Source organism: Luteimonas sp. 100069 (assembly GCF_003813845.1).
GTDB classification, from domain to species: domain Bacteria; phylum Pseudomonadota; class Gammaproteobacteria; order Xanthomonadales; family Xanthomonadaceae; genus Luteimonas; species Luteimonas chenhongjianii.
The window spans coordinates 286,142-306,174 of the sequence record NZ_RPFN01000001.1 but is presented as its reverse complement, the minus strand read 5'-3'; the positions used below and the strand labels follow the sequence as shown (position 1 = coordinate 306,174).

Genomic DNA, 20,033 nt, shown 5'->3' with positions numbered 1-20,033 from the left:
GAACCTCAGCGCAGGACCGAAGCCAGATAGGGCGCGAGCTCGGGCGAGGCGAAGACGTGACCGCGCTGCTGCAGTCGAGCGGGCAGCACGCGCTGGCCATCGATGAGCAATGTGGACATCTCGCCCAGCCCGGCCCGGAGCGCCGGCGCGGGTATCGCGAGCACTGCGCGTCGGCGGAGCGCATCGGCCATGGCGCGGGTGAAGCCCGCGTTGTCCACGGGCTCGGGCGCGGTGAGGTTGAAGGGCCCGACCGGGGCCTGCGCATCCCCATCGACGTGGGCGCGCAGCAGCGCGATGACGGCGCACACCCAGTCCTCCCGCGAGATCCAACTCAGGAACTGGCGGCCGTCGCCCAGACCGGCGCCAAGACCGAGCCCGAACGGCAGACGCAGGCGCTGCAGCATGCCGCCGGCGGGATGCAGTACCACGCCGGTGCGCAGGTATACGACCGGCACGCGCGCCTCCACCACGCGCGCGGCGGCCTCCCACTCCTCGCACAGCCGATGCTGGAACCCGTCGCAGGCGGGGCTCTGCTCGTCCAGCGTCGCGTCGCCCTGGGCGCCATACCAGCCGATTGCCGATCCGCTGAGCAGCACCCGTGGCGGAGAATGCGCAGCGCGGATCCACTCGGTGACCACGTGCGTGGGCATCAGCCGGCTGTCGCGCAGTACCTGCTTGCGCGCAGGGCTCCAGCGCCGATCGGCGATGCCGGCGCCGGCAAGGTTGACGACCGCGTCGAAGCGGTCGTCCGCCCACAGGCCGCTGTAGTCGCGCACGTCCACGCCCTCCGGACCCGGGGTGGACGCGCGCCGCGACAACCACGTGACGTGGGCGCCGTCGCGCTGGAGCTGCCTGGTCAGCGCACTGCCGAGGAAACCGCTGCCGCCGGTGATGAGGATGCGCATGAAGCCTCCGAAGCCAGCGCGCATCGTTGCAGATGACCGGGCACGTGCCCGTCACGCAGGCCGGACCGATCGGGGATTCCGTCGGTCGGCCTCGGAGGAGCGGCGATCCGGAGATCGCCGCTCTGCCGGCTTCAGGCCTTGGCGAAACCGAGTTCGTTGCCCGCCGCGTCCACGCGGATGGTGTCGCCACTGACGAACGCGCCGGAGAGGATGCGCTCGGCCAGGGGGTTCTCCACCTGCTGCTGGATCGCACGCTTGAGCGGGCGCGCGCCGTAGACCGGATCGAAGCCCGCGCTGCCGAGCAGATCGAAGGCACGGTCGGACACCTCGATGCGCAGACCGCGCTCGGCCAGGCGCTTCTCCAGCCCGCGCATCTGGATCTTCGCGATCTCGCGGATCTGCGACTTCTCCAGCGGATGGAACACGACGATGTCGTCGAGGCGATTGATGAACTCCGGACGGAAATGCGCCTGCACCACCGCCATCACCGCGGCCTTCATCTGGGTGTAGCCCTCGGCGCTGTCGGCGGCGGTACCGCGTTCGCTCATCTCCTGGATCTGGTGCGAGCCGAGGTTGGACGTCATGACGATGACCACGTTGCGGAAGTCCACCGTGCGGCCCTGGCCATCGGTCAGACGGCCATCGTCGAGCACCTGCAGCAGGATGTTGAACACGTCCGGATGCGCCTTCTCGACCTCGTCGAGCAGGATCACGCTGTAGGGCCGGCGTCGCACCGCCTCGGTCAGATAGCCGCCTTCTTCGTAGCCGACGTAACCGGGAGGCGCACCGATCAGGCGCGCAACCGAGTGCTTCTCCATGAACTCGCTCATGTCGATGCGCACCATCGCGTCCTGGCTGTCGAACAGGAATTCGGCCAGCGCCTTGCACAGCTCGGTCTTGCCGACGCCGGTCGGCCCGAGAAACAGGAACGAACCGGTCGGCCGGTTGGGGTCACTGAGCCCGGCGCGGGAGCGTCGCACCGAATCGGACACGACCTTGATCGCCTCGTCCTGGCCGATCACGCGCGTATGCAGCTGCGCCTCCATCGCCAGCAGCTTCTCGCGCTCGCCCTCGAGCATCTTGCTGACCGGAATGCCGGTCCAGCGCGCCACCACCTGGGCGATCTCCTCGGCGGTCACCTTGTCCTGCAGCAGGGTGAACCCCTGGGTCTCGACTTCCTGCGCGGCCTGCAGCTGCTTTTCGAGTTCCGGCAGCCGGCCGTACTGGATCTCGCTCATGCGTGCGTAATCCTGGGTGCGCTGCGCGGCCTCGAGTTCGAGCTTGGCCGCCTCGATCTGCTCCTTGATCTTGGTCGCGCCCTGCACGCTGGCCTTCTCGGCCTTCCAGACTTCCTCGAGATCGTTGTATTCCCGCTCGAGCGTCGCGATTTCCTCTTCGAGATCGGCGAGCCGCTGCTTCGATTCGGCGTCCTTCTCCTTCTTCAGCGCTTCGCGCTGGATCTTGAGCTGGATCAGGCGGCGCTCCTTGCGATCGAGTTCCTCGGGCTTGGAGTCGATCTCCATGCGGATACGGCTGGCCGCCTCGTCCATCAGGTCGATGGCCTTGTCGGGCAGCTGGCGGTCGGCGATGTAACGGTTCGACAGCGTCGCGGCGGCCACGATCGCGGGGTCGGTGATCTCCACGCCGTGGTGCACGGCGTAGCGCTCCTTCAGTCCACGCAGGATCGCGATGGTGTCCTCGACGCTGGGCTCGCCGACGAATACCTTCTGGAACCGACGCTCCAGCGCCGCGTCCTTCTCCACGTACTTGCGATATTCGTCGAGCGTGGTCGCGCCGACGCAGTGCAGCTCGCCGCGCGCCAGGGCGGGCTTGAGCATGTTGCCCGCGTCCATGGAGCCTTCGGCCTTGCCGGCGCCGACCATCGTGTGCAGCTCGTCGATGAACAGGATGACCTGCCCTTCCTGCTTGGCCAGGTCGCTGAGCACGCCCTTGAGCCGCTCCTCGAACTCGCCGCGGTACTTGGCGCCGGCGATCAGCGCGCCCATGTCGAGCGAGAGCACGCGCTTGCCGCGCAGGCCCTCAGGGACCTCGTTGTTGACGATGCGCTGGGCCAGGCCTTCGACGATCGCGGTCTTGCCGACGCCGGGTTCACCGATCAGCACCGGGTTGTTCTTGGTCCTGCGCTGGAGCACCTGGATCGTGCGGCGGATCTCCTCGTCACGCCCGATCACCGGGTCGAGCTTGCCGCTCTCGGCGCGCGCGGTCAGGTCGATCGTGTACTTCTCCAGCGCCTGGCGCGATTCCTCGGCGTTCTCGTCCTGCACGCTCTCGCCGCCACGGACCTTGGCGATCGCCGCCTCGAGCCTGGCCTTGTCTGCGCCGGCGGCCTTGAGCGCGCGGCCCGCGTCGCCGCTGTCGTCGAGCGCGGCCAGCACGAACAGTTCGGACGCGATGAATGCGTCGCCCCGCTCCTGCGCCAGCTTGTCGCTGACGTTGAGCAGGCGCGCCAGATCATTGCCGACCGAAAGCTGGCCGGCCTGGCCGGTGACCTTGGGCATGCGGTCGAGCGCCTCGGTGAGGCGTTCGCGCAGCACCGGCACGTTGACGCCGGCCTGGCTCAGCAAGGGGCGGGTACCGCCGCCCTGCTGGTCGAGAAGTGCGAGCAGCAGGTGTGGCGGCTCGATGAAGTTGTGGTCGCGCCCCACCGCCAGCGACTGGGCGTCGCTCAGGGCCTGCTGGAAACGCGAGGTCAGCTTGTCCATCCGCATCGGAAAATCCTCGAAGAATGAAGGGGTCGTCGCGCGCTGCTAATACGTGCCATATGCGGCCGAAGCGGCCTGTTGCAAGCATCCCGCAGACGGATCGCCTATCCCCTTGCCGCCCCGCTCACCCTCCGTCGGCGGTGTCGGACCTAGGGTGGTCCGACCCCCCGATGGAGCGCGGCGATGCAATATCTCCTCTATTACTGGACCGGCCTGCAGGGGCGCGGCGAGTTCGTGCGGCTGGCGCTGGAGGACGCCGGCGCGGATTACGTCGATGTCGCCCGCCGGGACGGCGACGCGGTGATGCAGCCCTTTCTCGAAGGGCGGGCCGACGGCGCCCGCCCCTTCGCGCCTCCCTTCCTGAAGGCCGGGGACCAGGTGGTCGCCCAGGTCGCCAACATCCTGCATTTTCTTGGCCCCCGGCTGGGCCTGGTCGCGGACACCGAGCCGGCGCGCCTGGAGGCGCTGCAACTGCAGCTGACCATCGCCGACCTCGTGACCGAGGTGCACGACAGCCATCACCCGATCGCGAGCGCCGAGTATTACGAGGACCAGCAGGACGCCGCGGCGCGACGCGCGGCGGACCTGCGCCGGCACCGCCTTCCGAAGTTCCTCGGCTATTTCGAGCAGGTGCTGGCGCGGGCCGGGGGCCGCCATGTGCTCGGCCGTCATTCCTACGTGGACCTGTCGCTGTTCCAGCTCATGCGCGGACTCCGGTACGCCTATCCCGAAGCGATGGCCACGCTGTCGCCGGGACTGCCGCTGCTCGAAGAGCTCGCCACGCGCGTCGCAGACAGGCCGAACATCGCGGCCTACCTCGCCTCGGACAGGCGCGTGCCGTTCAACAACAGCGGCATCTTCCGTCACTACCCCGAGCTCGATGGCGGCACGGGCGCGTAGCCGCCCGCGCCCGGACCTGCCGGACCCGGCGGTCGTGGCAGCGGCCTTCAGTCGGCGAACACCGCCCCGATCCGCGTCGCCAGTTCGCGCATGGTGAAGGGCTTGCCGATCAGCTGGACATCGGGACCCAGTACGCCATCGTCGACCAGGGTATTGCGGCTGTTGCCGGTCGCGAACACGACCTTCAGCGCCGGGCGCCGCCGGAGGGCCTCGTCCGCGAGCTGACGGCCATTGACCTCCGGCATCACCACATCGGTGAAGAGCAGCGCGATGTCGGGATGCGCGTCGAGCACCTGCAGCGCCTGCGACGCGCCGTCCGCCGACAGCACGCGATAACCCAGTTCAGTGAGCGCGTCGGCGGAAAACTGCCGCACGCCCGCCTCGTCGTCGACGACAAGGATCAACTGCTGCTGACCCCGCGCCGGCAGCGGGGCAGCCTGGCCGGGCAAGGGCGCCGCTTCCTCCGGGCGCTCGACCAGGCGCGGCAGGTAGATCCGCACGACCGTGCCCGCTCCCGGCGCCGAGGCCAGCCTTACATGCCCGCTGGACTGCTGGACGAAGCCGTAGACCTGCGACAGCCCCAGGCCCGTGCCCTTGCCCACCGTCTTGGTCGTGTAGAACGGATCGAAGGCCCTGGCCATTACCTCCGGCGGCATGCCGCAGCCGGTGTCCGACACCGTGATCAGCACGTACTGTCCGTCCGGTACGCCCGGATGGTCGCCGGCCGCGGTCGCCATGTCGCAATTGGCCGTCCCGATCGTCAGCTGGCCGCCAGCGGGCATCGCGTCACGTGCATTGACGGCCAGATTGAGGATGACGTTCTCGAGCTGGTTGCCATCGACGTGGGCGCACCACACACCGTCAACCAGCGCGGTTTTCAGGCGCACGTTGCCGCCCAGCGAATGTGCGAGCAGCGCCCGCATGCCCTCGACCAGCTTGTTCGCGTCGACGGGTACCGGTTGCAGCGGCTGCTGACGCGAGAATGCGAGCAGGCGCTGGGTGAGCTGCGCCGCCCGGCTCGCGCCGTCGATCGCCATGTCGAGGTAGCGCTTCGCGCGTGGATCCATGTCGCCCAAGCGCGAGGCCAGCAGGTCCAGCGGACCGATCACGGTGGCGAGCATGTTGTTGAAGTCGTGCGCGATCCCGCCGGTCAGCTGGCCCACCGCCTCCATCTTCTGGCTCTGCCGAAGGGCCTCTTCCACGCGCGTGCGCTCGGCCACTTCGGCGATCACCCGGCTTTCGAGTTCTTCGTTGAGTTCCTGCAGACGTGCATCGGCCTGCTTGCGCGCAGTGATGTCGACCACGACGCCGAGCACGCGCACGCAGCGCTGGTCCTCGAACACCGCACGCCCCTTGGCGGCCACCCAGCGCAGCGCCCCGTCCTCCTTGAGGACCACGCGGTATTCCACATCGTAGAGCGCGCGCCTGTCGGGGTCGCCCGCCGCTTCGAACGCGGCGCGGGTCGGCGCGCGATCGTCGGGATGCAGGCTGTCGTAGAAATCGCGCATCGAGACCTCGACGTCCGGGGCGATGCCGAACATCGCCTTGGTGCGCGGCGGCCATATCAGCGCGCCAGTCACCATGTCGACGTCCCAGAAGCTGATGTCGCCGGCCTCGGTGGCCAGTCGCAGGCGTTCCTCGCTCTGGGCCAGCGCCGCCTCGGCCGCCTTGCGCGCAGACAGGTCCAGCATCGCCCCGATCATGCGCACGGGGCTGCCGGCCTCGTCGCGCAGCACCGTCCCGCGGTCGAGGACGGCGGCGAAGCTGCCATCGGCCCTGCGGAAACGGTATTCGCCCGACCACACCGACTCGGTGCCCGCGATCACCGCATGGATGCGTGCATCGACGCGGGGGCGGTCATCGGGGTGGATGTGATCGAGCCACCAGCGCGCATCGGTCCGGGCCATGGCATGACCGAACAGCGAGGCCAGCGCCTCGTTCCAGACCACTTCCCCGTCGGCGATGCGCCAGTCCCAGATCGCATCGTTGGTCGCGCGGGCGGCGAGCCGGTAGCGCTCCTCGATCTCGCGATGGCGCCGTTCGGCGGCCCGGCGGCGGGTAATGTCGAGCGAGGTGCCGACCAGACCGACGACTCTGCCCGCCGCGTCACGCAGCGGCGCCTTGGTCGAGAGCCACCAGGCGCGCCGGCCATCGGGGTAACTCACGTGCTCCTCGAGCTGCTCGGGCTGACCGCTCGCCATGATCCGCTCGTCGGTGGCCATGATCGCGGCCGCCTGCTCGGGGTCGCGGAGCAGCTCCGCGTCGGTGCGCCCCACGTAGGCCTCGAGCGGGCAGCCGAGCAGCTCGCCGGTACTGCGGTTGCCGATCAGGAAACGACCCTGGCGATCCTTGGCGAACACCACGCCGGGCGCGGCATCGACGAAGGATCGCAACAGGGACTGGGCCTGATCGCGCTCGGCTTCGATCCGGCGACGCGTTTCGATTTCGATGACCACACCGGAGAACTCGCGCGGGCGGCGGCCCGCATCGAAGTCGACGCGTCCGATCGCCTCGATCCACCGGTACTGCGCGTCGGAGCCTCGCGCACGGTACTGGTGCGCGAAGCGACCGCCGCGGACGAGAACCTCGGCAATGGCGTCGGATACCCCGGGCAAATCCTCCGGATGCACCGTCGTGAGAATCCGCTCCAGCGGCACCTGCGTATCGGCAATCTCCGGATCGAGGCCGAGTGCCCGCGCCAGGGCGTCATCCACCGTGACCCGGTCCCGGGCGACATCCCAGAACCAGGTGCCGACGATCGCGCCTGCAGCCAGCGCCATCTCGATGCGACGGGCATCGCGCCCACCAGCTCCGTGCGCGGGGTCCGAAGGATTCAAGGCGTACTCGCAAGTGGGCCGACCCGGGACGGGCATTCTCCCAAACCGCCCGTGACAGGGCGTCATCGGCTCCGCCGAGCGGCGACGACGCTGGTCGACCGGATCGATGCCGGGGGCCCAGCGGCGCGCGTGTTGCGGTACTTGCGTCGAGCCCAGACGGAGCCGGGGGTTCCGGCTGCGGCCCGCAGCAAGCGCATCCAGTGCCTCCCGGCCTCGCGGATGCCCCGCCCGGCCCCGGCGCAACCAACACGGGCGGCGGCTCCGGTGAATAGGGATTCACATGGGTTTTCCGCGTGCGTCGCCATGATGCTGCGATGCGCCAATCCCAGGAATCCCGCCCGCCGTCGTCGTCCACTGGCGCGACGGTCCTGTCGCCACCACCTCCGCTTCCCGCCGATGCCGCGCTTTTCCTCGACGTCGACGGCTGCCTGTTGCCGTTCGCGCCACGCCCGGACGCGGTCGAAGTTCCGCCAGCTCTGGTCGACCGACTCGTCGCACTGCAGACCGCCTTGGGCGGCGCGCTGGCCCTGGTCAGCGGACGCAACCTGGCAACGCTCGACCGGCTGTTCGCCCCTGCGGCCTTCGCTGCGGCCGGCCTGCACGGTGTCGAGCGGCGACGCGCCGGCGAGATCGTCCAGGCCAGCCAGATCCCGGCCGCGCTGCGGCAGGTGCGCGACGCCGGACTCGCAGTGATCGGCGCCTTCCCCGGTGCGCTGCTCGAGGACAAGGGCGCGGCAATCGGACTGCACTGGCGGATGGTCGCGCCGCCCCGCGCCGCGGAAGCCGCAACCGCCTTGCGCGCCTTCGCCGAGCACGCACTGGCCCGCCTGCCCGGCTATCAGTTGCAGCCGGGCGATCGGGTCATCGAACTGCGTCCGCGACATGCCGACAAGGGCAGCGCGATCCTCGAATTCCTCGCCGAGGCACCGTTCGCCGGCCGCGTGCCGGTCTTTGCCGGCGATGACCTCACCGACGATCCCGGTTTCCAGGCCGTCAATTCGCATGGCGGCATCAGCATCCTCGTCGGCGACCGGCCCGGCAGTGCCGCCCGCTTCCGCCTTTCAGATCCCGCCGCCGTGCATGCATGGCTTGGCGTGACGCCCCGACCCCCGGAGACCCCGCGATGACACAACCGCTCGCCCCCAGCCTGGATCTGGGCCTCGTCGGCAATGGCAGCTTCGGCGCCCTGTTCGATGCGCAGGCGCGTCTGGTCTGGTCCTGCCTGCCGGCGTTCGACGGCGATCCGGCGTTCTGCGCGCTGCTGTCGCCCAAGCAGGGCCATGGCGACTGGGCAATCGAACTCGACGGCTTCGAGCGCAGCGAACAGCATTACATCGAGAACACCGCGATCCTGCGCACCGTGCTCCACGACCGGCACGGAGCTTCCATCGAGATCACGGATTTCGCCCCGCGCTGGCGCCAGCTCGACCGGTTCTACCGGCCGGTGATGCTGATGCGCCGCATCCGCCTGCTGTCGGGGAGTCCGCGTATCCGCATCCGCCTTCGCCCCCTCGCCGACTGGGGTGCACGCGTGCCCGACAGCACCTGGGGCAGCAACCACATCCGCTTCGTACTGCCCGACTTCGCCCTGCGCGCGACGACCGACGTGCCCATCCGCCTGCTGCGCGAGGGCCTGCCCTTCGTCGTCGACCGCGACCTGCATTTCGTGCTCGGTCCCGACGAGACCCTGACCCAGCCACTGGCCGAGTTCGTGCAGGGCTCCCTGAAACGCACCACTTCCTACTGGCGCGAGTGGGTGCGCTACCTGTCCATCCCGCTCGATTTCCAGGAAGCGGTGATCCGCAGCGCGATCACCCTCAAGCTGTGCCAGTACGAGGACAGCGGCGGCATCATCGCGGCGATGACGACCTCGATTCCCGAGGCCGCCAATACCGAGCGCAACTGGGACTACCGCTACTGCTGGCTGCGCGATGCGGCCTTCGTCGTGCGCGCGCTCAACCGCCTGGGCGCGACGCGCACGATGGAGGAGTACATCCGCTACATCTTCAACCTCACGGTGAGTGACGACGGCGACATGCAGCCGCTCTACGGCATCGCGTTCGAGCACGAACTGACCGAGGAGACGATGCCCGCGCTGGCCGGATACCGCGGCATGGGGCCGGTGCGCCGCGGCAACCTGGCCTACGTGCAGCGCCAGCACGATACCTACGGAAGTGTGGTCCTTGCCTCGGCGCAGTTGTTCTTCGACCGCCGCCTGGAGCACCCGGGCGACGCTGCGACGTTCGCCAAGCTCGAGCCGCTGGGCGAGCTCGCCTGGAGACTCTACGACCAGCCCGATGCCGGCCTGTGGGAGTTCCGCGGCAAGGCGTACGTGCACACCTATTCGGCGGTGATGTGCTGGGCCGCGTGTGACCGGCTTGCCCGCATCGCCAGCCAGCTCGGCCTCGACGCACGCGCAGACCACTGGCAGGAGCGCGCCACGACAATGCGCGAGCGGATCATGGCCGAATCCTGGAACGCAGAGCTCGGTACCTTCGCCGACGCCTTCGGCGGCGACCGGCTCGATGCCTCGCTGCTGCTGCTGGCCGATCTCGGTTTCATCAAGACGGAAGATCCGCGCTTCGTCGGGACGGTCGAGGCGATCGGGCGCACGCTGCGCCATGGCGATGGCCTGTTCCGCTATGTCACGCCCGACGATTTCGGCGCGCCCGAGACGAGCTTCACCATCTGCACATTCTGGTACATCGACGCGCTGGCCTCGATCGGCCGCACGGACGAAGCACGCGCGCTGTTCGAGACGCTGCTGTCGCGCCGCAACCATCTGGGACTGCTGTCGGAAGATCTGGCATTCGATACCGGCGAGGCCTGGGGCAACTTCCCGCAGACCTATTCGCACGTGGGCCTCATCATGGCCGCGATGCGCCTCTCCCGGCCCTGGCAGGACGCCGCGTGAGCCGCCTCGTCGTCGTTTCCAACCGGGTCGCGTTGCCGGGCTCGAACCAGAACGGCGGCCTGGCCGTGGCGCTCGACGCCGCGTTGCGCGACAGCGGCGGCCTGTGGTTCGGCTGGAGCGGCAAGGTGGCGCGCGCGCACTCGGGCGAGGTGCACGAGGAGCACCACGAAGGCATCGACTACGTCACCGTGGACCTGTCGCGCGAGGATTACGAGGGCTACTACAACGGCTTCTCCAACCGCACGCTGTGGCCCCTGCTGCACTTCCGTCTCGACCTGGTGGACTACAACGCCGGCACGCAGGCGGCCTATCGCGGCGTCAACGCGCTGTTCGCCGAGAAGCTCGCCAAGCGGCTGCGCGACGACGACATCGTCTGGGTCCACGATTACCACCTGCTGCCGCTCGCGCAGGAGCTGCGCAAGCGCGGCGTGCGCGCGCGCATCGGCTTCTTCCTGCACGTGCCGTTCCCGTCGGCGGACATCGTCGCCGGCCTGCCCAACCACGAGCAGACCTTCGGCGCGCTGGTGGCCTACGACCTCGTCGGCTTCCAGACCGAGCGCGATCTCGAGCGCTTCCAGGACTACATGCGCCTCTTCGGCGGTGGCGAGGTGCAAGGCCGTGGCGAGGTGCGCGGGCAGGACGGACGCCAGGTCCGCGCCGACGCGTTCCCGATCGGCATCGACACCGCGGCGCTGGAATCGCTGGCGAGCCGCTCGGGGCGCATCGCTGCGATCAGGCGTGTGCATTCCAGCCTCAACGGACGCATGCTCGCCCTGGGCGTGGACCGGCTCGACTACTCCAAGGGGCTGCCCGAGCGCTTCCGCGCCTTCGAGCGCTTCCTCGAGAAGTACACCAAGCTGCATGGCAGCCTGACCTATCTGCAGATCGCCCCGGTCTCGCGCGGCGGTGTCGCGAGTTACCGCGCCCTGCGGCGCGAACTCGAGCAGTTCGCCGGCCACATCAACGGCGGGCATGCCCATCCCGACTGGACGCCGGTGCGCTACGTCAACCGCACCTATCCGCACGCCACCTTGACCGGGCTCTACCGGCTGGCACGCATCGGCCTGATCACGCCCCTGCGCGACGGCATGAACCTGGTGGCCAAGGAGTACGTGGCTGCACAGGACCCAGCCGACCCCGGCGCCCTGGTGCTGTCGATCTTCGCCGGCGCGGCGCGCGAACTCGACGGCGCCCTGCTGGTGAACCCCTTCGACAGCGACGGCGTCGCCGACGCGATCGCCGCCGCGGCGAAGATGCCCCTGGAAGAACGACGCGAGCGCTGGCAGTCGATGATCACCCGCCTGCGCGACTACGACATCCATGCCTGGCGCAAGGACTTCCTCCGGGCGCTGGGAGAAACGCAGCGCTGAGCCGGGACTTCGCCCCCGCATCTCCTTCGAGAGATTCGGCAGGCGGTGTGCTTCAGCAGGGCAGCCCGCCCGGGAGCTTCAGCCGGGACCAGATGCACAGTGCCGCTTGTGCGCGAGGGTTCGAGACATTCCTCGGCTCGTGTCGACGCCCGTTAAATCGAACCAGACATCGTGGCCTCGCACTGCGGCAGGCCTTCGGCCGACTCCGCACTGCGCACTGCATGGGGATGCCCAGCTGCGCTCAGCGCGCATGCGCCATGAGCGCACTGCACCTGCCGCGGGGCAGTCCCGGCCGATCACCCGGTCCCACGGGCTCCCGCGCCCTGGCCGCCGCTCCGTTTCCTGAACCTTTCCGCCTTCTGCCGGTTCCCGCATACGCTCATGCTGCACCAGCGCCGCTTGTGCGACTTGGTGCGGTCGTAGAACCACAGGATGCAGTCCGAGTGCTCACACTGTCGGACCAGCGCGAAGTCCCCTTCCACCAGCAACTGCGCAGCCGCTTCCGCAACGGGTCCAAGCAGACCGGGGCCGCTGTCGACACGCGAAATCCGGGCGAGTGCGAACGACCCATCCGGCATTCGCCTGATCGTGGGTGACGTGACGTAGGCGTGGAGGAAGTCGTTGAGCCCGTCGAGCTCGGGACTTTCGCCTGCTTTTCGTGCCACCACCAGCCTCCTCACGAGCGCCCTGAGATTCCGGCCCTGCGTCAGCAGGCCCGGCGGCGCATCGGAGTCGACGCCGTCCGTCGGCGCAATCCCGTGCTGGGCCAGCCACCGGTAGACGTCCTGGTCCGAGTCCCAGTGGTCGACCACCCGGCCCTCGTCACGCGACTCGGTGTTGAGCAGATCCAGCGCCAAGTGGCCGCCAACCGTAGGCGTTTCAGTCATTTCGTCCTCCCAGTTCTGCTGAGCAGATCAAGTAACCATCAAAATATATGTTGACAGGTTATCACCCGATGGATAGCGTGCACTACACGAACCCCATAAAAGCGCTTTTACCGGTTAGTCGGTGCTTACCAAAGGAGTTGTCATGCACGCCAAGGATCTTCTTCTGGCCGGCGTAATCGCCGCCGGCAGCGCACTTCCCGCTTCCGCGGCCGATCGGTCACCGCCCGTCCACTACCGGTCGACGGACATCCAGGGCGTCAACGTCTTCTATCGCGAAGCCGGCCCACAGGACGCGCCTGCCGTGCTCCTGCTCCATGGATTCGGCGCTTCCTCGCACATGTTCCGGGAGCTGATCCCGGTCCTGGCAACGCGGTATCGCGTGATCGCCCCCGACCTCCCCGGGTTCGGGCAGACCACCGTCGCCCCCGGCGTCACGTTCGAATACACCTTCGACAACCTCGCCTCCGTCGTCGATGCCTTTGTTGCCGAGAAGGGTCTGGATCGCTACGCCCTCTACGTTTTCGACTACGGCGCACCGGTCGCCTGGCGTCTGGCAGTCGCGCACCCGGAGAAGATCACGGCGATCGTGAGCCAGAACGGCAACGCGTATGAGGAAGGACTCAGCGAGGGCTGGGCCGACATGCGCAAGGCCTGGGCGTCGCCGACCGCCGGGAATCGGGAAGCGCTGCGCCGCTTCAACACACCTGAAATGATCAAGTGGCAGTACACCGAGGGTGTCGAAGACACATCGCGGATCGCGCCTGAAAGCTACCAGCTGGCGTCGGCTGCGATCGAGCGTATCGGCGATGAGCCGCAGATGGATCTACTGCTCGATTACGGCAGCAACGTGCAGCAGTACCCGCAGCTGCACGCCTTCTTCCGCGAGTACCAGCCACCGACCCTGGCGATCTGGGGGCGACACGACCCCTTCTTCATTCCGGCGGGCGCGGAGGCCTTCAGGCGCGACAACCCGAACACCGAAGTCCGTCTGCTCGATACCGGTCATTTCGCGATCGAGACGCACGGTGGCGAGATCGCGGAAGCCATGCTCGAGTTTCTCGATCGAAATATCGAGCGCTAGACACTCGAGTCGACATGCGCGACGCGATGTCTCCTGCTGCATGCACCGGGAGCCAGACGCCGATCGAATCGCAAGATCAGCACAGCGCAGCAAGACGCGCGCCGCGGGGCCCGGCAACTTCCGCGAGGCTTCTCCTTGCGGAACCACATTCGGTTCCAGTCGTCGATTGGAACGCCATCACTGCAGCACCGCTGTGCAACGACAAGCGCAATACGGGAGACCTCTCTTGAAGATCTACATGCATCCGATCTCTACCACCAGCCGCCCGGTGCGGCTCTTCGCCGCGGAAATCCAGCTGACGATGGAAGAGGAAGTGGTCGACATCCTGGCGGGCGCGCAGCACCAGGAGCCTTTCGTGTCGATCAACCCCAATCGTCTGATCCCGATGCTGGAGGACGGTGATCTGCGGCTGACCGAGAGCGTCAGCATCCTCCGATATCTTGCCGAGAAGTCGGGGTCCCCGGCCTATCCCAGCGATCCGGAAGAACGGGCCCGCGTCAACGAGATGCTGGACTGGCTCAACAGCAATTTCTACCGGGATTTCGGCTACGGCCTCGTCTATCCGCAAGTCGTGCCGTACCACCGACGGCAGACAGAGCAGGCCCAGGCTGCGACTCTCGCCTGGGCCAAAGACAAGAGCGAAGTCTGGCTGCGCCGACTTGAAGACCACTGGCTGGCCCACGGCAAACCCCATCTCTGTGCATCGGGCCTGACGATCGCCGACTATTTCGGCGCCTGCGTGGTGACTCTGGGCGAGGTCATCGGCTGCGAGTACACCAGCTATCCGCGTGTGCAGCGTTGGCTGGAACACATGAAGGCGCTGCCCAACTGGGAGTCGGTCAACGAAGCCTTCGACAGCCTGAAGAACGAATACAGCACGCATGAGTTCGTCAGCATCCGGAACGCCTGAAAGCCGCCCGCTGGGCGGCTGATCGACTGAAGCCGGAAGCTGGAAGCTGGAAGCCGGGATTTCGCGGTTCGGCTGTGCGAAACGTCGCGTCCGCCAATGAAGCCATCCTCATTTGCGGGCCGATGACGCCTTCAGTTCGCGCGGGTTCCCTTGGTTACATCCGCCCCGGAAACACCAGGTGAAAAGCGCGTACTACGCCAGCGGCATGACGGCTACAACGTGCCAATGAGCTCGATCTCGAACTGGCGTTCCTAGTTTCGCGACACAGTTCCGGGATTGCGAGGGCTAGCGCGACGACGGTCCGCTTGCCAGGCTTTGTCCATGGCGCTGGTACCCGATCGACACCGGCTCTAATCGGATCTCCGCAGACAAGTGCACCTCTCGTCGGCACTTCACCGCTCGTGATTGGACGGCGGTCAGGTGCGTGCGGAGATGGGATCCGACCTTGCGATCACCGAATGATCTGACGCCACCGGACGTCGGTCGACATCGACCCACCACGACGCATCACCGCACGCATCGCGACGCGGTGATCGTGCACGGGCCCGGGCAGCGCCGACGCGCCTTGGCCAGGCAAATCTTCTTTTTCCGCCACCACCCGGAACACTTCAGGACAGCGCCGGCGATGGCCGCGCGGATTCCTCGGGCAGTGGAATGAATTCCGCGTCGTCGGCAACCGGGAGCGACATCCGGCCTGCCTTCCAGTCCGCCGCCGCCTCGGCAAGACGATCCTTGGACGAGGACACGAAGTTCCAGTAGACGAAGCGCTCACCGACCGGCTCGCCGCCGAGGAGCATCACCGTGGATTGGTCGATGGCCCGAACGCGCGACGCCGCCCGGCCCAGCACCAGCATCCTGCCGGCCTCGTAGCGCACGCCGTCCATTTCCACCGCGCCGCTTGCCACGTAGACCGCTCGCTCCCTGTGGCCGTTCGGGATCTCGGCAGCAGCTCCCGGCGCCATGTCCAGATGGGCGTAGAAAAGCGGCGAGAGTGTGTCGACCTTGGCCCTGAGCCCGTAGGCACTGCCGGCGATCAGACGGCCGGTCACGCCCGCGTCCGCCCATTGCGGCAGATCGTCGGCCGTGTGGTGCGAGAACGACGGCGCGATCTCTTCCTGTCCATCCGGCAGGGCGACCCAGGCCTGGATGCCGTGCAGGCGATCCCCATGCGCTCGCGCGCACTCGAGCCGTTCGCTGTGCGTGATCCCGCTGCCTGCGGTCATCCAGTTGACCTCCCTTGGGCGAACCGCCTGCGCGTACCCGAGGCTGTCGCGATGCATCAGCTCACCCGAGAACAGATAGCTGATGGTGGACAGGCCGATGTGCGGATGAGGCCGCACGTCCAGGCTGCGATCGATGCCCGCCGGCAGGTCGAGCGGCCCCATGTGGTCGAAGAACACGAAGGGCCCGATCATCCGACGCTTCGCGAATGGAAGCAGCCGGCCGATTTCGAATCCGCCCCCGAGATCGTGCCGGTCCTGATCGATCACCAGTTCAATCACGGGTTTTCCTCCGTACGGGAACCTGGAGCGGACACAACGACGTCTGCGTATTCGGGATGGCGTGCGTAGAACGCGGTCATGAACGGGCAGATGAGGATGGCCTTGCGATTGCTGGCGCGCAGTTCGTCAAACACGCCACGCGCAAGGCGCGCGCCGATCCCCTTTCCCGACAAGGCCTCGGGGACGATCGTGTGGGTGAGGACAACCCGATCCCCTTCCAGGTGGTAGTAGGCCGCAGCCACGTCCTGACTTCCATCCACGCCAAGTTCGAAACGTGCTTCGGCAAGATTCTCCTCAACCCCGCGCATCGAACGACACCTCGGGGCTGGCTGGAATACCGGGTCCGGCGGGAGGCGCGACGGGTGCTAACGGGCCATGCGAGAGCACTGGCCGCGTCGCGTGTGCATCGATGATGGCGCTGGGCATTGGGCAGTCTTCCTGGTGTCGGATCGATCGCGTGCACGAAGCGACCCACTCGCGCGAGGCACAGTGGGCCTGCAAGCCCGCGTCAGCTTGCCGTGGTTGCAACCGGCGTGTTGAGCAGCTGCTGTTCCCACAGATACGCGATGCCGCTGCCGGCGGCGTGCTGGATGAGCACATCGGTCAGTGCGCCAGCCGTCTCGCCGCGGGCCCAGTCGCGCTGCCATTCGGCAGCCAACGCCAACCAGGTGATCATGTTGGCGCCGGCGCCGATCATCCGCTGGATGGCGAGCTGGTGGGCCTCCACCGAGACGCCGCCGCATGCATCGGTCACGACCGTGACGTCCCAGCCCTCGCCGAGTGCCTGGATGGTCGGCATGGCCACGCACACTTCCGTCCAGAGCCCGGCAATGATCAGCTGCTTGCGACCGGTGGCCTTGACCACATCGACCACATTCGGGTCTTCCCACGTATTGATGAGGGTGCGATCGATCACTTCCTGACCCGGGAAGACGTCGGTGATCTGGGGGAAGATCACGCCACCCCGGGCCGCGACGACGCTGGTCAGGATGACCGGGACGTTGAAAGCCTTGGCAGCCTTTGCAAGGCCGGTGGCGTTGTTGAGTGCGATCTGCGGATCGTGGCTGTTCAAGTTCGCCATCTGGTAAGGCTGATGGTCGATCAGTACGACGACGGAATCCTCGGGGCGAAGCAGCGACGAAAGCCCGTTTCGAAGGGACATTGGATATTCCTGGAGAGTAAGGGAGGTTTTGTCTGCAAAGCCGGCCGGCAATAGAAACGGCCTGCCTGGAACCACACTGACATTCCCCTATGCGCTACGGTAGATCCAATATCCGCGGTGCCGTGTCTCAATTCGAGGAACGCATGTGAACGTCGAAGATCTGCGCACATTCGTCGAGGTGGCCGATGCGGGCGGTATCACTTCCGCCGCGCGTCGACTTGGCATTGCCAAGTCCATCGTGAGCCGACGGCTGGCCCGCCTTGAAGACGACCTGGGCGCGCAGTTGCTTGCGCGCACGACACGCGGCGCGGCACTCACCGAAGCAGGCTCGACATTCCGCGATCACGCGGCGCGGGTGGTGGCAGAGATCGATGCCGCCAAAGAAGCGATCCTGCCCAACGGCGAACTGCGGGGTCGGCTTCGGGTGGCAGCGCCGCTTTCCTTCGGCCCGACGCATATCGCTCCGGCACTGGCCGAACTGGCGCGCACCCACCCCGAGCTGCATGTGCACGTGTGCTACACCGATCGCTTCGTGGATATCGTCGCCGAGGGCTACGACTGCGCGGTCAGGCTGGGGCACCTCCAGGACTCGAACCTCATTGCGAGGCGCGTCGGCCCGATCTACGGCAGGCTCGTCGCGAGCCCGGCCTACATCGCGGCCCATGGGGCTCCCGAAAGCCCTGACGAAATACTCGCTCACCAGGCGCTCATGCAGGGCACCGAAGCCTGGCAGTTCATGGACGGCGACACGATCGTCACCATACGGCCGCAAGGAAGATTCAAAGCGGACAACGGCAGCGCCCTGGCGATGGCTGCCGTTGCAGGTATCGGCATCGGCTACCTGCCCGACGGCCTGGTCTCCAGACACATCGCGGCTGGCGAACTCGTGCCGCTCATGCCGCGCTACCCGGTCCGCTCTGCCGGCATGTTCGTGCTCAGGCCGCCAGGCCAGCATCCCCCTAGAAAGATCCGCGTCCTGACCGACACCCTGATCGCGTGCTTTGGTCAGGCGGCCGACATGATGGGTGCGCCGCCAGGCGATGGCCGCGCCCCGACTTCCCAGCAATCGGCTGCCTAGTGGCCACCGATGTTCCGCCCTTGGCATGCCACCTCGACCGAGTGCGCTCCGTCCGGGTGACCGGCCTTCGTCTGCACTGCCGTGCGGCCGTGCCTGCCTGAGCGCAGTCGCATGCGGGCACCATCGAGGTCAGGCCATCAAGGCCCGGAGCGACGGCAGCTGCGAAAGCGCCAGGCTTGCCCGCATAGGCGAGCGCTTCGGCAATTCCGGCAAACCTCCGCAGGCGCCGGCCGGGACAGCGCCGCCCCGGGCCTGCCCGCAAGCAGGACGACCTTATGCGATGGGGGTGGGCTGGATGATCTCGATCCAGTAGCCGTCCGGATCCTTGATGAAGGCGATCGACTTCATCGTGCCGTCGCTCAGGCGCTTCTGGAACGGCACGCCGAGATCCTCGAAACGCGCGCAGGCCGCGCGCACGTCGGGCACGCTGATGCAGATGTGGCCGAACCCGCGCGGATCGCTGTTGCCATCGTGATAGACCGGCCCGTCCTGCGTTTCGGTGCCGTGGTTGTGGGTGAGCTCGAGCACGCCGGGCTGGACGGCCAGCCACTGGCGGCGCTCATCCGGGTCTGCAGGCACCACCGCGAGGTCGTCGATCAGCGCCAGGAAGAACAGCGAGAACTTCGCCTGCTCGAAATCGGCCTTGCGCAGCAGGGTGAAGCCGAGCACGCGGGTATAGAAGTCCAGCGACGCCACCGGATCCTTGATCCGCAGCATGGTGTGGTTGAACACGAAATCGTGCGTCGCGGCGTCGCGCGCCGCGACACCGGGCGTACCGGCAAGCTCGGCGAGGGTCTGGCTGGTCATGGCAGGCTCCTGGAGGGGGACCGCCATTATCGGCCATCGCCCGGGTCCGCGGGCCCGGGCAGCAGCCAGCCGTGGTAACGCACCAGAGGGCCGATCAGCGGCAGGGCTGCCTCGACCTCGAATGCGTACCGGCCGTCGACCTCACGTTCGTTGCAGCGCACCTCACGGAACAGCGCCGCCGGCAGCGGCAACACGCCGAGCAGCCGTGCGCCGGCGACGTTCCAGAAGATCCTGCCCTCCCAGGCATGCAGCACGAAGTGGAGCTGCAGCGGTCCGCGCCATTCGCGCAGCTGTCCGTCGTGATGCCACAGCCGCGAGCGCATGCGTGAGGCCGCCGGCGGCGCGCCGAACACGCGTGCCCAGATCTCGCCCTTGGGACCGCTGGCGAAGTCCACCGTGAGCGGCGCATCGACCATCGCGGGCGGCAATCCAGCCAGTCGCGCACACAGGCGCGATAGCAGGCCGGTTCCGCGCTCCACCGTCACCTGCCCCGCATGGCGCGACGTGCCGTGTGCGCCATGCAGGCTGCGCAGGGTGTCGGGCAGTCGGAAAAACGCGGCGCCGAGCAGGGTCTGGTAGAGGGTCGGCGTCATCGCACACGCATCGCAAGGGGCGGCGCAGGATAGCGCCTGCCGCGGACCACGGGTCGCCCCGTGCGCTCGCGATGAGCGTAGCTGCGCCCGAGGGCGCGAATCGGCGACGACCTGGCATCAAGGCTGGCGAGCCGCCTGCCTGCTGGCATGGCGCGGCCATGATCCCCACGATTGAGGTTCGTGCCTCATGCCGGGGCGCCGCGCGCGCCGAACCAACTGCGGCCGCTGGCGCGGCAGCGCATCAGGCATCACTCGCCCTTAGGGCGCACATGTGCAGCAGCAAACAGGCATTCCGAGCGTCGACAGATACGCGCTGCGAGCAAAGCACCGGCATCGCAAGGCGCCTTCGCCAAGGTATTTCCAC

At 67.6% G+C, this 20,033-nt stretch carries 16 protein-coding genes; 7 read left to right on the top strand and 9 right to left on the bottom strand.

Going from position 1 to position 20,033, the window contains the following annotated elements; translation table 11 throughout:
* Positions 1-5 precede the first annotated feature (5 nt).
* Positions 6-905, bottom strand: a complete 900-nt coding sequence (locus EGK76_RS01320) for a TIGR01777 family oxidoreductase (protein WP_123831321.1) — start codon at positions 903-905, stop codon at positions 6-8.
* Between the two features lie 131 nt (positions 906-1,036).
* On the bottom strand, positions 1,037-3,634 hold the full coding sequence (gene clpB / locus EGK76_RS01315) for an ATP-dependent chaperone ClpB (protein WP_123831319.1): 2,598 nt from the start codon (positions 3,632-3,634) through the stop codon (positions 1,037-1,039).
* Positions 3,635-3,811: 177 nt separating this feature from the next.
* Between clpB and EGK76_RS01310 the strand changes: the two genes are divergently transcribed.
* A complete protein-coding gene (locus EGK76_RS01310; protein ID WP_096299824.1) occupies positions 3,812-4,528 on the top strand; it encodes a glutathione S-transferase in 717 nt (238 codons plus the stop codon).
* Positions 4,529-4,575: 47 nt separating this feature from the next.
* Here the strand turns inward: EGK76_RS01310 and EGK76_RS01305 are convergent, their stop codons facing one another.
* Positions 4,576-7,365 carry a PAS domain-containing protein gene (locus EGK76_RS01305; RefSeq protein WP_233580123.1) on the bottom strand — a complete coding sequence of 930 codons (2,790 nt, stop codon included), beginning with the start codon at positions 7,363-7,365 and terminating at the stop codon, positions 4,576-4,578.
* A 314-nt stretch (positions 7,366-7,679) separates the two neighbouring features.
* On the opposite strand from EGK76_RS01305, the gene otsB reads away from it, so the two are divergent.
* From otsB to otsA, 3 genes are read left to right on the top strand one after another with little or no spacing between them, the layout of a single operon-like run.
* The gene (gene otsB / locus EGK76_RS01300; protein WP_096299828.1) at positions 7,680-8,492 is read left to right on the top strand and encodes a trehalose-phosphatase; all 813 of its coding nucleotides are present in this window, start codon (positions 7,680-7,682) and stop codon (positions 8,490-8,492) included.
* The gene (locus tag EGK76_RS01295) at positions 8,489-10,279 is read left to right on the top strand and encodes a glycoside hydrolase family 15 protein (RefSeq protein WP_123831318.1); all 1,791 of its coding nucleotides are present in this window, start codon (positions 8,489-8,491) and stop codon (positions 10,277-10,279) included. The genes otsB and EGK76_RS01295 overlap by 4 nt, the downstream gene beginning before the upstream one ends.
* A complete protein-coding gene (gene otsA / locus EGK76_RS01290; protein WP_123831316.1) occupies positions 10,276-11,649 on the top strand; it encodes an alpha,alpha-trehalose-phosphate synthase (UDP-forming) in 1,374 nt (457 codons plus the stop codon). The genes EGK76_RS01295 and otsA overlap by 4 nt, the downstream gene beginning before the upstream one ends.
* Before the next feature lie 296 nt (positions 11,650-11,945).
* On the opposite strand, the gene EGK76_RS01285 is transcribed toward otsA, so the two are convergent.
* Positions 11,946-12,536: an ABATE domain-containing protein gene (locus tag EGK76_RS01285; protein WP_123831314.1), complete on the bottom strand. Its 591-nt coding sequence runs from the start codon at positions 12,534-12,536 to the stop codon at positions 11,946-11,948.
* A gap of 142 nt (positions 12,537-12,678) precedes the next feature.
* Between EGK76_RS01285 and EGK76_RS01280 the strand changes: the two genes are divergently transcribed.
* Both EGK76_RS01280 and EGK76_RS01275 read left to right on the top strand, forming a co-directional pair.
* The gene (locus tag EGK76_RS01280; RefSeq protein ID WP_123831312.1) at positions 12,679-13,617 is read left to right on the top strand and encodes an alpha/beta hydrolase; all 939 of its coding nucleotides are present in this window, start codon (positions 12,679-12,681) and stop codon (positions 13,615-13,617) included.
* A gap of 226 nt (positions 13,618-13,843) precedes the next feature.
* Positions 13,844-14,527: a glutathione S-transferase family protein gene (locus tag EGK76_RS01275; RefSeq protein WP_199730830.1), complete on the top strand. Its 684-nt coding sequence runs from the start codon at positions 13,844-13,846 to the stop codon at positions 14,525-14,527.
* Positions 14,528-15,135: 608 nt separating this feature from the next.
* Here the strand turns inward: EGK76_RS01275 and EGK76_RS01270 are convergent.
* The 3 genes from EGK76_RS01270 to EGK76_RS01260 all read right to left on the bottom strand — a co-directional run bounded on the left by EGK76_RS01270 (position 15,136) and on the right by EGK76_RS01260 (position 17,266).
* Positions 15,136-16,029 carry a pirin family protein gene (locus EGK76_RS01270; RefSeq protein ID WP_123831310.1) on the bottom strand — a complete coding sequence of 298 codons (894 nt, stop codon included), beginning with the start codon at positions 16,027-16,029 and terminating at the stop codon, positions 15,136-15,138.
* On the bottom strand, positions 16,026-16,337 hold the full coding sequence (locus EGK76_RS01265; protein WP_123831309.1) for a GNAT family N-acetyltransferase: 312 nt from the start codon (positions 16,335-16,337) through the stop codon (positions 16,026-16,028). Before EGK76_RS01265 ends, EGK76_RS01270 begins: the two co-directional genes overlap by 4 nt.
* Positions 16,338-16,537: 200 nt before the next feature.
* Entirely contained in the window at positions 16,538-17,266 is a 729-nt protein-coding gene (locus EGK76_RS01260; RefSeq protein WP_199730829.1) for a hydrolase, read from the bottom strand.
* A gap of 70 nt (positions 17,267-17,336) precedes the next feature.
* On the opposite strand from EGK76_RS01260, the gene EGK76_RS01255 reads away from it, so the two are divergent.
* Positions 17,337-18,269: a LysR family transcriptional regulator gene (locus tag EGK76_RS01255; RefSeq protein ID WP_123831307.1), complete on the top strand. Its 933-nt coding sequence runs from the start codon at positions 17,337-17,339 to the stop codon at positions 18,267-18,269.
* Between the two features lie 273 nt (positions 18,270-18,542).
* Here the strand turns inward: EGK76_RS01255 and gloA are convergent, their stop codons facing one another.
* Both gloA and EGK76_RS01245 read right to left on the bottom strand, forming a co-directional pair.
* A complete protein-coding gene (gene gloA / locus EGK76_RS01250; RefSeq protein WP_123831305.1) occupies positions 18,543-19,076 on the bottom strand; it encodes a lactoylglutathione lyase in 534 nt (177 codons plus the stop codon).
* Positions 19,077-19,102: 26 nt separating this feature from the next.
* Entirely contained in the window at positions 19,103-19,669 is a 567-nt protein-coding gene (locus EGK76_RS01245) for a DUF4166 domain-containing protein (RefSeq protein WP_123831303.1), read from the bottom strand.
* Positions 19,670-20,033: the final 364 nt, after the last annotated feature.

Bases quoted from the DNA above. Each gene is read 5' to 3' on its own strand.
- EGK76_RS01320 (WP_123831321.1), bottom strand. From the start codon at position 905: ATGCGCATCCTCATCACCGGCGGCAGCGGTTTCCTCGGCAGTGCGCTG.
- clpB (WP_123831319.1), bottom strand. From the start codon at position 3,634: ATGCGGATGGACAAGCTGACCTCGCGTTTCCAGCAGGCCCTGAGCGAC.
- EGK76_RS01310 (WP_096299824.1), top strand. From the start codon at position 3,812: ATGCAATATCTCCTCTATTACTGGACCGGCCTGCAGGGGCGCGGCGAG.
- otsB (WP_096299828.1), top strand. From the start codon at position 7,680: ATGCGCCAATCCCAGGAATCCCGCCCGCCGTCGTCGTCCACTGGCGCG.
- EGK76_RS01295 (WP_123831318.1), top strand. From the start codon at position 8,489: ATGACACAACCGCTCGCCCCCAGCCTGGATCTGGGCCTCGTCGGCAAT.
- EGK76_RS01285 (WP_123831314.1), bottom strand. From the start codon at position 12,536: ATGACTGAAACGCCTACGGTTGGCGGCCACTTGGCGCTGGATCTGCTC.
- EGK76_RS01280 (WP_123831312.1), top strand. From the start codon at position 12,679: ATGCACGCCAAGGATCTTCTTCTGGCCGGCGTAATCGCCGCCGGCAGC.
- EGK76_RS01265 (WP_123831309.1), bottom strand. From the start codon at position 16,337: ATGCGCGGGGTTGAGGAGAATCTTGCCGAAGCACGTTTCGAACTTGGC.
- gloA (WP_123831305.1), bottom strand. From the start codon at position 19,076: ATGACCAGCCAGACCCTCGCCGAGCTTGCCGGTACGCCCGGTGTCGCG.
- EGK76_RS01245 (WP_123831303.1), bottom strand. From the start codon at position 19,669: ATGACGCCGACCCTCTACCAGACCCTGCTCGGCGCCGCGTTTTTCCGA.